Source organism: Streptomyces sp. NPDC090077 (assembly GCF_044747545.1).
In the GTDB taxonomy this organism is placed as follows: Bacteria; Actinomycetota; Actinomycetes; order Streptomycetales; family Streptomycetaceae; genus Streptomyces.
The window spans coordinates 1-13,320 of the sequence record NZ_JBIVEG010000044.1 but is presented as its reverse complement, the minus strand read 5'-3'; the positions used below and the strand labels follow the sequence as shown (position 1 = coordinate 13,320).

Annotated in this window: 14 protein-coding genes; 9 read left to right on the top strand and 5 right to left on the bottom strand. The window is 70.6% G+C overall.

Going from position 1 to position 13,320, the window contains the following annotated elements:
* The first annotated feature begins 95 nt into the window (after positions 1-95).
* Positions 96-2,591, top strand: a complete 2,496-nt coding sequence (locus ACIPW5_RS37235) for an FHA domain-containing protein (protein ID WP_401255101.1) — start codon at positions 96-98, stop codon at positions 2,589-2,591.
* A gap of 97 nt (positions 2,592-2,688) precedes the next feature.
* Here the strand turns inward: ACIPW5_RS37235 and ACIPW5_RS37230 are convergent, their stop codons facing one another.
* A complete protein-coding gene (locus ACIPW5_RS37230) occupies positions 2,689-3,327 on the bottom strand; it encodes a transglycosylase SLT domain-containing protein (RefSeq protein ID WP_401255098.1) in 639 nt (212 codons plus the stop codon).
* Between the two features lie 470 nt (positions 3,328-3,797).
* Between ACIPW5_RS37230 and ACIPW5_RS37225 the strand changes: the two genes are divergently transcribed.
* From ACIPW5_RS37225 to ACIPW5_RS37215, 3 genes are all read left to right on the top strand, one after another.
* Positions 3,798-4,934 (top strand): GAF domain-containing sensor histidine kinase, encoded by a 1,137-nt coding sequence (locus ACIPW5_RS37225; RefSeq protein ID WP_401255095.1) that lies wholly within the window; start codon positions 3,798-3,800, stop codon positions 4,932-4,934.
* Positions 4,927-5,586 carry a response regulator gene (locus ACIPW5_RS37220; protein WP_401255093.1) on the top strand — a complete coding sequence of 220 codons (660 nt, stop codon included), beginning with the start codon at positions 4,927-4,929 and terminating at the stop codon, positions 5,584-5,586. The genes ACIPW5_RS37225 and ACIPW5_RS37220 overlap by 8 nt, the downstream gene beginning before the upstream one ends.
* A gap of 139 nt (positions 5,587-5,725) precedes the next feature.
* Positions 5,726-5,971 carry a chaplin gene (locus ACIPW5_RS37215; RefSeq protein WP_042803098.1) on the top strand — a complete coding sequence of 82 codons (246 nt, stop codon included), beginning with the start codon at positions 5,726-5,728 and terminating at the stop codon, positions 5,969-5,971.
* Positions 5,972-6,058: 87 nt separating this feature from the next.
* On the opposite strand, the gene ACIPW5_RS37210 is transcribed toward ACIPW5_RS37215, so the two are convergent.
* On the bottom strand, positions 6,059-6,832 hold the full coding sequence (locus tag ACIPW5_RS37210; RefSeq protein ID WP_401255090.1) for a hypothetical protein: 774 nt from the start codon (positions 6,830-6,832) through the stop codon (positions 6,059-6,061).
* 133 nt (positions 6,833-6,965) lie between these two features.
* Here ACIPW5_RS37210 and ACIPW5_RS37205 point away from each other — a divergent pair, with 133 nt between their 5' ends.
* The 4 genes from ACIPW5_RS37205 (at position 6,966) to ACIPW5_RS37190 (ending at position 10,228) form a co-directional block, all read left to right on the top strand.
* Positions 6,966-7,766 carry an ABC transporter ATP-binding protein gene (locus ACIPW5_RS37205; protein WP_401255087.1) on the top strand — a complete coding sequence of 267 codons (801 nt, stop codon included), beginning with the start codon at positions 6,966-6,968 and terminating at the stop codon, positions 7,764-7,766.
* 106 nt (positions 7,767-7,872) lie between these two features.
* Positions 7,873-8,301 (top strand): NfeD family protein, encoded by a 429-nt coding sequence (locus ACIPW5_RS37200; RefSeq protein WP_007263342.1) that lies wholly within the window; start codon positions 7,873-7,875, stop codon positions 8,299-8,301.
* A gap of 84 nt (positions 8,302-8,385) precedes the next feature.
* Positions 8,386-9,360 carry an SPFH domain-containing protein gene (locus ACIPW5_RS37195; protein ID WP_401255084.1) on the top strand — a complete coding sequence of 325 codons (975 nt, stop codon included), beginning with the start codon at positions 8,386-8,388 and terminating at the stop codon, positions 9,358-9,360.
* A 91-nt stretch (positions 9,361-9,451) separates the two neighbouring features.
* Positions 9,452-10,228 carry a sulfite exporter TauE/SafE family protein gene (locus ACIPW5_RS37190; protein WP_401255081.1) on the top strand — a complete coding sequence of 259 codons (777 nt, stop codon included), beginning with the start codon at positions 9,452-9,454 and terminating at the stop codon, positions 10,226-10,228.
* Positions 10,229-10,276: 48 nt separating this feature from the next.
* On the opposite strand, the gene ACIPW5_RS37185 is transcribed toward ACIPW5_RS37190, so the two are convergent.
* From ACIPW5_RS37185 to ACIPW5_RS37175, 3 genes are all read right to left on the bottom strand, one after another.
* Positions 10,277-10,780: an HNH endonuclease gene (locus tag ACIPW5_RS37185; RefSeq protein ID WP_125819317.1), complete on the bottom strand. Its 504-nt coding sequence runs from the start codon at positions 10,778-10,780 to the stop codon at positions 10,277-10,279.
* Between the two features lie 149 nt (positions 10,781-10,929).
* Positions 10,930-11,463, bottom strand: a complete 534-nt coding sequence (locus ACIPW5_RS37180; RefSeq protein WP_401255078.1) for a YbhB/YbcL family Raf kinase inhibitor-like protein — start codon at positions 11,461-11,463, stop codon at positions 10,930-10,932.
* A 47-nt stretch (positions 11,464-11,510) separates the two neighbouring features.
* Complete coding sequence (locus ACIPW5_RS37175; RefSeq protein ID WP_401255075.1) at positions 11,511-12,293, bottom strand: sporulation protein; 783 nt, start codon at positions 12,291-12,293, stop codon at positions 11,511-11,513.
* Between the two features lie 100 nt (positions 12,294-12,393).
* Between ACIPW5_RS37175 and ACIPW5_RS37170 the strand changes: the two genes are divergently transcribed.
* Positions 12,394-13,035 (top strand): DNA-3-methyladenine glycosylase, encoded by a 642-nt coding sequence (locus ACIPW5_RS37170; protein WP_401255072.1) that lies wholly within the window; start codon positions 12,394-12,396, stop codon positions 13,033-13,035.
* Positions 13,036-13,320 lie beyond the last annotated feature (285 nt).

Below are 13,320 nucleotides of genomic sequence, written 5' to 3'. Positions count from 1 at the left end.
AATAGTTCCACCGGATGTTCGCCATCCCTAGACTCCCTGACGTCGTTCTCCCTGGACGCCAGGGGGATTCTCGGGGGACCTTAAGTGGGGCTGGAGTGCCGGAACTCGTACTGGAATTGAACGGAAGGACCTGGACGCTCGATCCGTCCAGGTCGTACTCGCTGGGGCGCGATCCCCAGGGAGACGTGGTGATCGATGACGCCAGGGTGTCGTGGCGGCACGCCACCATCAGCTGGAACGGCCGGGGTTGGGCCATCGAGGACCACGGCAGCACCAACGGCACCTACGTGCACGGCGCGCGGGTCCAGCAGACGGAGCTCGTGCCGGGCACGCCGGTCCACCTCGGCAACGCGACCGACGGCCCGCGGCTGAATCTCAGCGCCGCGCAGGCGCAGCAGCCGGCGTACCAGGCCCCGGCCGCGCAGGCACAGGGGCAGCAGGCCCCGGCGTACCAGGCCCCGGCCCAGCAGCAGCCGCAGCAGCAGCCCGCCTGGGAGCAGCAGCCGCAGCAGCAGCCGTACGTACCGCAGCAGCAGCAGTCGCAGTCGCAGCCGCAGGCCGCCGCGGCCCCCGGGTACGGCAACGACCACCGCAGCCCGACGACGTTCCACCAGATCGCCGTCGGCCGCGTCATGCGCATCGGCCGTGCCCTGGAGAACGAGCTCGTCGTCTCCGACCTCCAGGTCTCGCGCCACCACGCGGAGTTCCGCTCCACCGGCGGCCGTTTCGAGATCCACGACCTCGGCAGCCACAACGGCACCTACGTCAACGGTCAGCCGCTGCCCAAGTCCGGCACCGCGCTGCTCGGCCCGAACGACATCGTCGGCGTCGGCCACTCGACGTTCAAGATCGTCGGCGACCGGCTCGAGGAGTTCGTCGACACCGGTGACGTCTCCTTCTCGGCCCGCCACCTCACGGTCACGGTCGACGGCGGCAAGCAGATCCTCAAGGACGTCACCTTCGGCGTCCCGGAGAAGTCGCTCATCGGCGTCATCGGCCCCTCCGGCTCCGGCAAGTCCACGCTCCTGAAGGCGCTCACCGGCTACCGGCCCGCCGACCAGGGTGACGTCCTCTACGACAACCGCAACCTGTACAAGCAGTTCGCGGAGCTCCGCCAGCGCATCGGCCTGGTCCCGCAGGACGACATCCTGCACAAGGAGCTGAAGGTCTCGACCGCCCTGAAGTACGCGGCCAAGCTGCGCTTCCCGGGCGACACCGCCGAGTCCGAGCGCTCCGCCCGCATCGACGAGGTGCTGCGCGAGCTCAAGCTCGACATCCACAAGGACAAGAAGATCACCTCGCTCTCGGGTGGTCAGCGCAAGCGCGTGTCCGTGGCCCTGGAGCTGCTCACCAAGCCGTCGCTGATCTTCCTGGACGAGCCGACCTCCGGCCTCGACCCGGGCATGGACCGCGACGTCATGCAGCTGCTGCGCGGCCTCGCCGACGACGGCCGCACGGTCCTCGTCGTCACCCACTCCGTGGCCGAGCTCGGACTGTGCGACAAGCTGCTCGTGATGGCCCCGGGCGGTTCCGTCGCCTACTTCGGCCCGCCGGACGAGGCGCTGAACTTCTTCGGCTACACCACGTGGGCCGACGTGTTCTCCGCGTTCGAGAACTACCGCGACTACGACTGGGCCGGCCGCTGGAAGGGTTCGCAGCACTACCAGCTGTACGCCGCCGACCTCGACGCGGTCGCCCCGCAGCCGGTCGCCATGGCGCCGCAGCAGATGATCCCGCCGAAGCCGCAGGGCTGGGGCTCGCAGCTGTGGACGCTGATGCGCCGCTACGTCTCGGTGATCGTCTCCGACGTCGGCTTCCTCGCCCTGATGGTGCTGATGCCCGCCGTCCTCGGCGTGGTCTCCATCGTGATCCCCGCGAAGTTCGGCCTCGCGCCGCCGACCCCGCCGTCGCGCTTCAACGGCGACGCGGGAACGATCATGCTGATCCTCGCGGTCGGCATGTGCTTCTCGGGCGCGGCGAACTCCGTCCGAGAACTGATCAAGGAACGCGTGATCTACGAGCGTGAGCGCGCGACCGGCCTGTCCCGGTCCGCGTACCTCATGTCGAAGGTGATCGTCCTCGGCGTGATCACCGCCCTCCAGGGCGTGATCATCTGCGCCATCGCGTTCACCCCGCGCAAGCTGCCCGCCGCGGGCCTGTTCATGAACCCGGCCGTCGAGCTCTGCATCTCGGTCACCGCGCTCGGCTTCACCGCGATGATGTTCGGCCTCGTGATCTCCTCGCTGGTGAAGACCGCCGAGAAGACCATGCCGCTGCTCGTCATGTTCGCCATCGTCCAGGTCGTCTTCACCGGCATCCTGTTCCAGCTGTACGACAAGATCGGCCTGGAGCAGTTCGCCTACCTGATGCCGTCCCGCTGGGCCATCGGCGCCGCCGGCACCACCCTGAACCTGGGCAAGCTCATGGCGCCGTGGGACCCGCAGAACCCCACCAACACCGACCCGCTGTGGGACCACACCGCCGGCCAGTGGTTCATGGACGTCTCCGTCCTGCTGCTGCTCGGCGTGATCTGCGGCTTCGCCGTGGCGCGCCTGCTGCGCCGCCACGAGCCCGAGGTCATGCGCAAGTAGCGGGCGGGTCCGCCAGGACCGCGCACGCGTGGAACGCCTCAGGGCGGCCCCCGGAACTCCGGGGGCCGCCCTGAGGCGCACGGGGGGTGTGAAGGGCCTAGTAGGCGCTGTTCACGTTGTCCATGGAGCCGTAGCGGTCGGCGGCGTAGTTGCACGCGGCGACGATGTTCGCGACCGGGTCGTACAGGTCGAACTTGGTGCCCTTGACGTGGTACGTGTTGAAGGTCGGCTGGATGACCTGGAGCAGGCCCTTCGAGGGGATGCCGTTCTTCGCGTTGATGTCCCACAGGTTGATCGCGCGGGGGTTGCCGCTCGACTCGCGCATGATGTTGCGGTGGATGCCGGAGTAGGAGCCCGGAATGCCTTCCTTCTTCATGATGAAGAGGGCTTCCTTGATCCAGCCGTCGAGGTTGTTCGCGAAGACCGGCGTGCGGGCCGCGGAACGGCTGGCGGCGGTCTTGGCCTCGCGGTCCTTCTTCGCCTGCGCCTCGGCCTCGGCCTTCGCCGCGTCCTTGGCCTTCTGGTCGGCGACGGCCTGCTGGGCGCCGACGTGCTTCTGCACGGACTGGGTCCAGGCGACCGGGGCGGCCTCGAACGTCTGAGCCTGAGCGGTCTCGGTACCGGCGGGGACGAGGGAGAAGGCGAGGGCGGCGGCACCGAGGGTGGCGACACCGGCGATCGACAGCTTGTGCGCCTTCGTCAGACGATAGTGACCGGGAGTGCTGGAAGCAGACATGCGGGGCAACCTCTTCGTTAGGCGGTGCCGCAGGAAAGCGCCGCTCGGATCCGGGATCCGCGGCGCTGTGCGACGGCAGCCATTCTTAGCGGCGGCAAAATCGCCTGGCAAAGGTGTGACGTACGATCCCGGTTAGTGGATCAGGGCCCTCCGCAGAAGCGGCATTTCCGCCCCGACCGCTAGGCGCAGCAGCACTGACGGCGTCTTTATGCGTCCACTACGCGGCTTCGTAAGTGATGTGCGTCCTATGCCGGGGCTCACACCGGGCATACGGCGGTCTTACCCGGAGTTGCGGCAGCAATTCAATGCGTGACCGAACTCCGCCTTCCGGACGAGGTGATCTCCCCGGACCTCATCCCCAAGGCAGAGGCCCTGCCCCCGCACCCCCTCCCCGGGCCGTACGCCCTGGGTCCCAGGACCTACGCCCAAGTCCCGATCCCGCAGGTCAGGGCCGCCGGTACGGTGACCCCATGCACACCGGACCCGCTACGGGAGGACTGGCGGCCGTCAGCACCGCGCTGCTCGCCATGAGCCGCCGGCTGGAGGTCCACGACGTCCTGCGCACGATCGTCGCCTCCGCCCGCGAACTGCTCGACGCCGAGTACGCCGCCCTCGGCGTCCCGGACGACCACGGCGGCTTCGCCCAGTTCGTCGTGGACGGCATCAGCGACGAGCAGTGGCGCCGCATCGGCCCGCTGCCCCGCCAGCACGGCATCCTCGCGGCGATGCTCCACGAGGAGACCCCCGAGCGGCTCGCGGACGTGCGCGAGGACCCGCGCTTCGAGGGCTGGCCGGCCGCCCACCCCGAGATGTCGGGCTTCCTCGGCCTGCCCATCCGGGACGGGGAGGAGAACCTGGGCGCCCTCTTCCTCGCCAACAAGAACGGCCCGGGCGGGTTCACCGACGAGGACGAGGCCCTCCTCTCCCTCCTCGCCCAGCACGCGGCCATAGCCCTCACCAACGCGCGGCTCTACGAGCGCAGCCGAGAGCTGACCATCGCCGAGGAGCGCTCCCGGCTCGCCCACGAGCTGCACGACGCCGTCAGCCAGAAGCTGTTCTCCCTGCGCCTGACCGCCCAGGCCGCCGCCGCCCTCGTGGACCGCGACCCGGCCCGCGCCAAGGGGGAGCTCCAGCAGGTCGCCGCGCTCGCCGCGGAGGCCGCCGACGAGCTCCGCGCCGCCGTGACCGAGCTGCGGCCCGCCGCCCTGGACGAGGACGGCCTCGTCCACACCCTGCGCGACCACGTCCGCGTACTGGACCGCGCCCACACCGCCGCCGTCACCTTCGTCTGCGACGGCCTGCGGGCCCTGCCCGCCGCCCAGGAGGAGGCCCTGCTGCGGGTCGCCCAGGAGGCCCTGCACAACGCCCTGCGGCACTCCGGCGCGGACCGCGTCGAGGTCGCCCTCGCCCGCACCCCCGCGGGCGGCGCCGTCCTGCGCGTACGGGACTGGGGCCGGGGCTTCTCCCCGTCCACCGTCCGCAAGGCCGGCCGGCACCTGGGACTCGTCTCCATGCGGGACCGCGCCGGTGGCGTCGGAGGCCGGCTGGAGGTCCGCTCGGAGCCCGGTGAGGGCACCACGATCGAGATGGAGGTCCCCGGTGGCTGACACCCCCGGCAGCGGCCGGATCCGCGTCCTGCTCGTCGACGACCACCAGGTGGTCCGGCGCGGCCTGCGCACCTTCCTGGAGGTCCAGGAGGACATCGAGGTGGTCGGAGAGGCCGCCGACGGGGCGGAGGGCACCGCCCGCGCCGAGGAGCTGCGGCCCGACGTGATCCTCATGGACGTCAAGATGCCCGGCACCGACGGCATCGAGGCCCTGCGGCGGCTGCGCGCCCTGGAGAACCCGGCCCGGGTCCTCGTCGTCACCAGCTTCACGGAACAGCGGACCGTGGTCCCCGCGCTGCGGGCCGGCGCCGCCGGATACCTCTACAAGGACATCGACCCCGACGCCCTGGCCGGAGCGATCCGCTCGGTGCACGCGGGACACGTCCTGCTCCAGTCGGAGGTCGCCGAGGCCCTGCTGGCCGCCCAGGACGACCAGAGCGGCCCCGGGGGCCGCCCGGGGGCGCTGACCGACCGCGAGCGCGAGGTGCTCGGCCTGATCGCCGACGGCCGCTCGAACCGGGAGATCGCCCGGGCGCTCGTCCTGTCCGAGAAGACGGTCAAGACCCACGTCTCGAACATCCTGATGAAACTGGACCTCTCCGACCGCACCCAGGCCGCGCTGTGGGCCGTCCGGCACGGCATCGCGGAATGACGAGCGGATCAATGTGCCGATCCGAGATTCATACGGTCGGGTGTATGTAGCCCACATGGCGTATCCCGGCCGGGGGCACGCCGTTCTCCATGGCGTGCCGCGACGGCTGGTCGCGGCAGACGTACTGGAGGACGAGAACGTGAAGAACTTCAAGAAGGCCGCAGCCGTCACCATGATCGCGGGCGGCCTCGTCGCCGCCGGCGCGGGTGTCTCCTCGGCGCACGGCGGTGCGTCCGCGGAGGGCGAGGCCCTGAACTCGCCCGGCGTGGCCTCCGGGAACCTGCTCCAGGTCCCCGTGCACGTCCCGGTGAACGTGGTCGGCAACACCGTCAGCGTGATCGGCCTGCTCAACGGTGCCTGGGGCAACACCGGCGTCAACGCCTGACCCGACACCCCCGCGGCCCCGCCTCCCCCCTTCTCCCCGGGAAGCGGGGCCGCGGCCGTGCGGCCCCGCGGGACCGCCGGACACCCCCTAGTGCTGCTCCACCGGCGCGTTGTACGCCGCCACCAGCGCCCGCCGGGCGACCCGCTCCACCGGCCGCAGCGCCTCCGCCCGCGCCGCCATCTCCGAGGCCGCCACCGCGCCCCCGTGCCCGCGCTCGTACGCCAGCGACACCAGCAGGTCCACCCGCTGCGCCAGCGCCAGCACCCGGACCGCCCGCGCCGGATACCCGGGCGCCAGTACCTCGCGCCCCGCCTCCGCCCGCGCCCGGTACGCCGACAGCGCGGCCTCCGCCACCGGCCCCGACGCCGCCACGTCCAGCCGGGTCAGCACCACCGTCGCCTCGCGCAGCGCCTCCGCCAGCTCCCGCTCCGCCTCGCCCAGCGACGGCACGTCCGCCGGCGGGGCCTCCCGCACCGACAGGCAGTGCCACACCACCGAGACGTGCACGTCACCCGCCGGGCCCGCCTCCGAAACCTCCGGCACCAGCCCCAGCGCGGCCCCCGCGCACACCACCGCCTCCTCGGCCTCCAGCGCCCGCGCGTTGAACTCCGGCGGCCCGCTCAGCCCCAGCGGATGCCCCGCCACCGGCAGCGCCACCCGCAGCCCGGTCACCCCCAGGGCCCGCAGCCGCCCCAGCGCCAGCGTGAGCCCCACCGGCCCCGCCTCGCCCGGCAGCCCGGAGACCCGGTGCACGGCGTCCTCGCCCACGATCGACAGCGCCGCCTCGTCGGGCGAGACCAGACCGGCCAGCAGAGCGTTCCCCCAGGCGGCCAGCCGCCCTGAACGTGGTTCGAAAAGCATCCCCCCACTCTACGGATCCGCCCCCCGACCCGGCCTGGCGCCCGGAGCCCTCTCCGAGTGGCGTAGGTTTTCCCCTGGGGCTGCGCCTGCCGGCGCACAGAGAACCGTGACTGCAAGGGGTGACAACACGCTCATGAGCGATGTTCTGGAGCTGGTGGACGTATCCGTGGTCCGCGAGGGCCGGGCTCTGGTGGACCAGGTCTCCTGGTCGGTGAAGGAGGGGGAGCGCTGGGTGATCCTCGGCCCCAACGGCGCCGGCAAGACCACGCTGCTGAACCTCGCCTCCAGCTACCTCTTCCCCACCAAGGGCACCGCCACCATCCTCGGCAGCACCCTCGGCAAGCCCGGCAGCGACGTCTTCGAGCTGCGCCCGCGCATCGGCGTCGCCGGCATCGCGCTCGCCGACAAGCTCCCGAAGCGGCAGACCGTCCTGCAGACCGTGCTCACCGCCGCCTACGGCATGACCGCGACCTGGCAGGAGGAGTACGAGGACATCGACGAGCAGCGCGCCCGCGCGTTCCTCGACCGCCTCGGCATGACCGAGTACCTCGACCGCAAGTTCGGCACCCTCTCCGAGGGCGAGCGCAAGCGCACCCTGATCGCCCGCGCCCTGATGACGGACCCCGAGCTGCTCCTCCTGGACGAGCCCGCCGCCGGCCTGGACCTCGGCGGCCGCGAGGACCTCGTCCGCCGCCTCGGGCGCCTCGCCCGCGACCCGCTGGCCCCGTCCATGGTCATGGTCACGCACCACGTCGAGGAGATCGCCCCCGGCTTCACGCACGTCCTGATGATCCGGCAGGGCAAGGTCGTCACCGCCGGTCCGATCGACCTGGAGCTGACCTCCCGCAACCTCTCCCTCTGCTTCGGCCTCCCGCTCATCGTCGAGCGCAACGAGCACGACCGCTGGACCGCCCAGGGCCTGCCCCTGCGCTAGGCCGTCTCTTCCGGATCTGGCCTGACCCGCCAAGATCCGGAAGAGACGACCTAGCCGCGCCGTTCGCGCCCTGTCCGGCCGCGCCCGCCCGACCTACCATGACCATGTGGACATCGACGCATGGGTGTGGTGGCTCATCGGCGCGGTCGGACTGGGCATCCCCCTCGTCCTGACCGCCCTGCCGGAGTTCGGCATGTTCGCCGTCGGCGCGGTCGCCGCGGCCGTCACCGCGGCCGTGGGCGGGGGAGTGGTCGCGCAGGTCCTGGTCTTCGTGATCGTGTCGGTCGCGCTGATCGCCGTCGTCCGGCCGATCGCCAACCGCCACCGCGACCAGCGGCCCCAACACCGCAGCGGCATCGAGGCGTTGAAGGGCAGATCCGCCGTCGTCCTCGAACGGGTCGACGGCAGCGGCGGCCGCATCAAGCTGGCCGGCGAGATCTGGTCCGCCCGCACCCTCGACTCGGACACCAGTTTCGAACCCGGCCAGTCCGTCGACGTCGTCGACATCGACGGAGCGACCGCGGTCGTCATGTGACAAGCAGCCCACCCGCGGCCCCGGGGTCTGCGAGACTCCGATCAACGGGGCAGCACAGACAGCCGGAAGGGCACGGGGAACCGCATGCAACCGATCATCATCGTCCTGATCATCCTGGTGGTACTGGTCTTCATCGCCCTGGTCAAGACGATCCAGGTGATCCCCCAGGCCAGCGCCGCCATCGTCGAGCGGTTCGGACGCTACACCCGCACCCTCAACGCGGGCCTCAACATCGTCGTCCCGTTCATCGACTCCATCCGCAACCGGATCGACCTCCGCGAACAGGTCGTCCCCTTCCCGCCGCAGCCGGTCATCACCCAGGACAACCTGGTCGTCAACATCGACACCGTCATCTACTACCAGGTGACCGACGCCCGCGCCGCCACGTACGAAGTGGCCAGCTACATCCAGGCCATCGAGCAGCTCACCGTCACCACGCTCCGCAACATCATCGGCGGCATGGACCTGGAGCGGACCCTCACCTCCCGCGAGGAGATCAACGCCGCCCTGCGCGGGGTCCTCGACGAGGCCACCGGCAAGTGGGGCATCCGCGTCAACCGCGTCGAGCTCAAGGCCATCGAGCCGCCGACCTCCATCCAGGACTCGATGGAGAAGCAGATGCGCGCCGACCGGGACAAGCGCGCCGCGATCCTCCAGGCCGAGGGCGTCCGCCAGTCGGAGATCCTGCGCGCCGAGGGCGAGAAGCAGTCCTCCATCCTGCGCGCCGAGGGCGAGGCCAAGGCCGCCGCGCTGAAGGCCGAGGGCGAGGCCCAGGCCATCCGCACCGTCTTCGAGTCCATCCACGCCGGCGACGCCGACCAGAAGCTCCTCGCCTACCAGTACCTCCAGATGCTCCCGAAGATCGCCGAGGGCGACGCCAACAAGCTCTGGATCGTGCCCAGCGAGATCGGAGACGCGCTCAAGGGCCTCTCGGGCGCCATGGGCAACTTCGGCCCCCTCGGCGGCGGTCCGACCGGCTTCAACCCGCAGAACCCCGGCAAGGGCGCACCGGCCCAGGACACCGCCGCCGAGCGGCGCGAACAGCCCCCCATCGACTGACGCGAACCTCCCCTTCGTGCATGATCAGTGAGGCCCCTCGACCTTCATGGCGGGGAGGCGACTCACTCACACAAAGGGGATGGCTCCGTCCATGTCCATGTCCATCTGGGAATCGCTCGCGGTCTTCGGCGCCGGAATCGGCGCCGGCACCATCAACACCATCGTCGGTTCCGGCACCCTGATCACCTTCCCGGTGCTCCTCGCCACCGGCCTGCCCCCGGTCACCGCCAACGTCTCCAACACCCTCGGCCTGGTGCCCGGTTCGATCAGCGGAGCCATCGGCTACCGCAAGGAACTCCAGGGCCAGCGCGCCCGCATCGTGCGGCTCGGCGCCGTCTCCCTCGTCGGCGGGCTCGCGGGAGCCGTCCTGCTCCTGAAACTGCCGTCGGACTCCTTCGACACGATCGTGCCCGTCCTCATCGGTCTGGCCCTCGTGCTCGTCGTCCTCCAGCCCCGGCTCGCCGCGGCCCTGCGCCGCCGGCAGGAAGCCTCCGGAGCCGATCCGGGGCACCCCGACGGCGGACCGGCCCTGCTGACGGGCATGCTGCTCGCCAGCGCGTACGGCGGCTACTTCGGCGCCGCGCAAGGCGTCCTCTACGTCGGCCTGATGGGCCTGCTGCTCCACGAGGACCTGCAACGGATCAACGCCGTCAAGAACGTGCTCGCCGCGCTCGTCAACGGCATCGCGGCCGTCTTCTTCCTCTTCGTCGCCGACTTCGACTGGACGGCGGTGCTCCTCATCGCCGTCGGCTCCACCATCGGCGGCCAGATCGGCGCCAAGGTCGGCCGCCGACTGTCCCCGACCGTCCTGCGCGGGGTCATCGTGACGGTCGGGATCGTGGCCATCGTCCAACTGCTGCTCCGCTGAGTGACGTAGAGGAAATACGTCACCCAGCGGGCCCGGGCCGGCACCGGACTAGGCGGTGCGCGCCAGCCACTCGGGCAGCGCGTCCTCCCCGCCCACCCCCAGAGCGAGCAGCATCGCGTCCGCCGGAGACGGCACGAAGGGCTTCCGCAGCAGCGGCATCCCCGCCTCCTCCGGCGTCCGCGCCGCCTTGCGGTGGTTGTCCTCCGCACAGGAGGCCACCGTGTTCAGCCACGTGTCCCCACCCCCCTGGGCCCGCGGCAGCACGTGGTCCACGGTCGTCGCGCGCTTCCCGCAGTACGCGCACCGGTGCTGGTCCCTGACCAGCACCCCCCGCCGTGACCAGGGAGCATGTCTTCGGAAGGGCACCCGTACGTACCGGCAGAGCCGGATCACCCGAGGCATCGGAAGGTCCATGGTGGCCGCGCGCACACGCAGCTCGGGGTGCGACTGTTCGACGACGGCCTTGTCCTGCAGAACCAGCACGACAGCCCGGTTCAGCGTCACCGTCGACAGCGGCTCGAAGCTCGCGTTCAGTACCAGCGTGTCCCGCATCTCGCCCACCTCCCGTGTGCAGGCCCGCGACCACCCTGGCAGCAAGGCCCGCAACCACTCTGGCCGCGCGCGCCACGCGGGACAACGCAATAAAAATGCCCGGTCCTGGCCTTCTTTAGACCAGGACCGGGCGAACACCGGGAGAACGATCAACGCTTGGGCGACTCGTACTCCGCGATCAGCTGCGCACGCCCGACGGCGTGGAAGCGGAGGTGGAACCCGACCACCGCCGGCGAGGAGTCCTCGTCCGGACCCAGCTCCTCCTGGTCCACCGCGTACACCGTGAACACGTACCGGTGCCGCTCCCCGCGCGGCGGAGCCGCCCCGCCGAAGTCACGCGTGCCGTAGTCGTTGCGCACGTGCACCGCACCCTCCGGCAGCCCCTCGAAGTCCCCGCTGCCCGCACCCGCGGGCAGGGACGTCACCGAGGCCGGGATGTCGAACAGCACCCAGTGCCAGAACCCGCTGCCCGTCGGCGCGTCCGGGTCGAAGCACGTCACCGCGAAGCTCTTCGTCCCCTCGGGGAAGCCCTCCCAGCGCAGCTCCGGCGAGACGTTCTTGCCCGTGAGGACCTGCGCCGCGTGCAGGTCGGCTCCGTGGGAGACGTCCTCACTGGTGACGCTGAACGACGCCACCTCGGGGTGGAAATCGTGCGGAAGGGGCGCCCTGTTCGGCTGGGCCACAGCTGTACCTCCTGATGGGAAAACGCGTGCGGGCGTACGCGCCGAGCCTAGAACCAGTTGCGCTGCGAACCGACCGAGGCGATCCACTGGTTCAGGTACGCCGCCCAGTCGGTCCCCTGGTACGACTGCAGACCCACCTGGAAGCAGCGGTAGGTGTCACTGCCCTCGCTGAACAGACCCGGCTTCTTGTCCATCTCCAGCACCACGTCCATCTCGTGCCCGTCCGAGACGAACGTCAGCTCGACCTGGTTCAGCCCCCGGTACTGCGCCGGCGGCAGGAACTCGATCTCCTGGTAGAACGGCAGCGTCTGCCGGGTCCCGCGGATGTGCCCCTTCTCCATGTCCGCGCTGCGGAAGGTGAAGCCCAGCCGGCGGAACGCGTCCAGGATCGCCTGCTGCGCCGGCACCGGGTGCACGTTGATCGGGTCCAGGTCGCCCGCGTCCACCGCGCGCGCGATCTCCAGCTCGGTGCTGACCCCGATCTTCATCCCGTGCAGCTCCTGGCCGCCGAAGTGGGTCACCGGAGTCTCCGCCGGGATCTCCAGACCGAAGGGCACCACGTGCAGGGCGCCGGGCTGCACCTTGAAGGCACCGCCGAGGCGCTGCTTGGCGAAGACGATGTCCTGCTTGTACTCGCCGTCGCCGCCCTCCACCTCCACCCGCGCCTGGAGCCCGACGGACAGCCCCTCGATCTGCTGCTCCACGGAGCCGCCCTGGATCCGCACCTCGCCCTGCACGATCCCGCCCGGCACCACGTTCGGCTCCGTGATGATCGTGTCCACCGACGCACCGCCGGCACCCAGGCTTGCGAGCAGCTTCCTGAAGCCCATGTCAATCTCCCCTACACAGATATACGGATCCACTGACCCTTACCACTGCGGAACCTTAGGGCCCGGTTGCAGCCGCGGGCGTTCCACTACGCTCGACCGGATGAGCGCGCGCCCCGACCGTACGCCCCTGCCCCGGTCCTTCTACGACCGCCCGGTCCTCACCGTGGCCCCCGACCTGCTCGGCAGGACCCTGGTCCGCCGCACCCCGGACGGCCCCGTGGAACTGCGCATCACGGAGGTGGAGGCATACGAGGGCGAAGCCGACCCCGGCTCCCACGCCTACCGCGGCCGCACCGCACGCAACGCCTCGATGTTCGGCCCGCCCGGACACGCGTACGTCTACTTCATCTACGGCATGTGGTTCAGCCTCAACCTCGTCTGCGGCCCGCCGGGCCACGCGAGCGGGGTGCTGCTGCGTGCGGGGGAGGTAATGGTGGGTGCGGAGCTGGCCGCCAAACGTCGACTTTCAGCCAGAAACCCGCATGAACTGGCCAAGGGCCCGGCCCGCCTGGCCACGGCCCTGGACGTGGACCGCTCCCTCGACGGCACGGACCTGTGCGGGGGCCCCGATTCCCCCTTGTCCCTCCTCGCCGGCAGCCCCACCCCGCCCGACCTGGTCGGCAACGGCCCCCGCACGGGGGTGGGCGGGGCCGGCGCCGCCCACCCCTACCGCTACTGGATCACCGGGGACCCGACCGTCAGCCCGTACCGGGCCCACGCGCCGCGCCGCCGCGCAACTTGACTCGATCTTGGGAGACGCCTAACGTAGCCCGAGCCGCTTGAACGGGGAGCTGTCTTCAGCAACCCCCGGAGCGGCCAAACCACTACCTACGCATCACCCCTGGCGGGGTCTTATTCGGCATGCCCGAATTCCCCGCCGACCGGCTCGATTATGAGTCGGCGGGGAAAAGCGTTAACGTAGTGACCACGCCGAAAGGGAAAGCGCGAAAGCGAAGGACCTGGAAAGCAAGCGAGAAAGACTCTGATAGAGTCTGAATCGCAAGAACGAAAGCCCGGAGGAAAGCCC

Bases quoted from the DNA above. Each gene is read 5' to 3' on its own strand.
- ACIPW5_RS37190 (WP_401255081.1), top strand. From the start codon at position 9,452: ATGTCCATGTCCATCTGGGAATCGCTCGCGGTCTTCGGCGCCGGAATC.
- ACIPW5_RS37225 (WP_401255095.1), top strand. From the start codon at position 3,798: ATGCACACCGGACCCGCTACGGGAGGACTGGCGGCCGTCAGCACCGCG.
- ACIPW5_RS37210 (WP_401255090.1), bottom strand. From the start codon at position 6,832: ATGCTTTTCGAACCACGTTCAGGGCGGCTGGCCGCCTGGGGGAACGCT.
- ACIPW5_RS37195 (WP_401255084.1), top strand. From the start codon at position 8,386: ATGCAACCGATCATCATCGTCCTGATCATCCTGGTGGTACTGGTCTTC.
- ACIPW5_RS37170 (WP_401255072.1), top strand. From the start codon at position 12,394: ATGAGCGCGCGCCCCGACCGTACGCCCCTGCCCCGGTCCTTCTACGAC.
- ACIPW5_RS37185 (WP_125819317.1), bottom strand. From the start codon at position 10,780: ATGCGGGACACGCTGGTACTGAACGCGAGCTTCGAGCCGCTGTCGACG.
- ACIPW5_RS37175 (WP_401255075.1), bottom strand. From the start codon at position 12,293: ATGGGCTTCAGGAAGCTGCTCGCAAGCCTGGGTGCCGGCGGTGCGTCG.
- ACIPW5_RS37205 (WP_401255087.1), top strand. From the start codon at position 6,966: ATGAGCGATGTTCTGGAGCTGGTGGACGTATCCGTGGTCCGCGAGGGC.
- ACIPW5_RS37230 (WP_401255098.1), bottom strand. From the start codon at position 3,327: ATGTCTGCTTCCAGCACTCCCGGTCACTATCGTCTGACGAAGGCGCAC.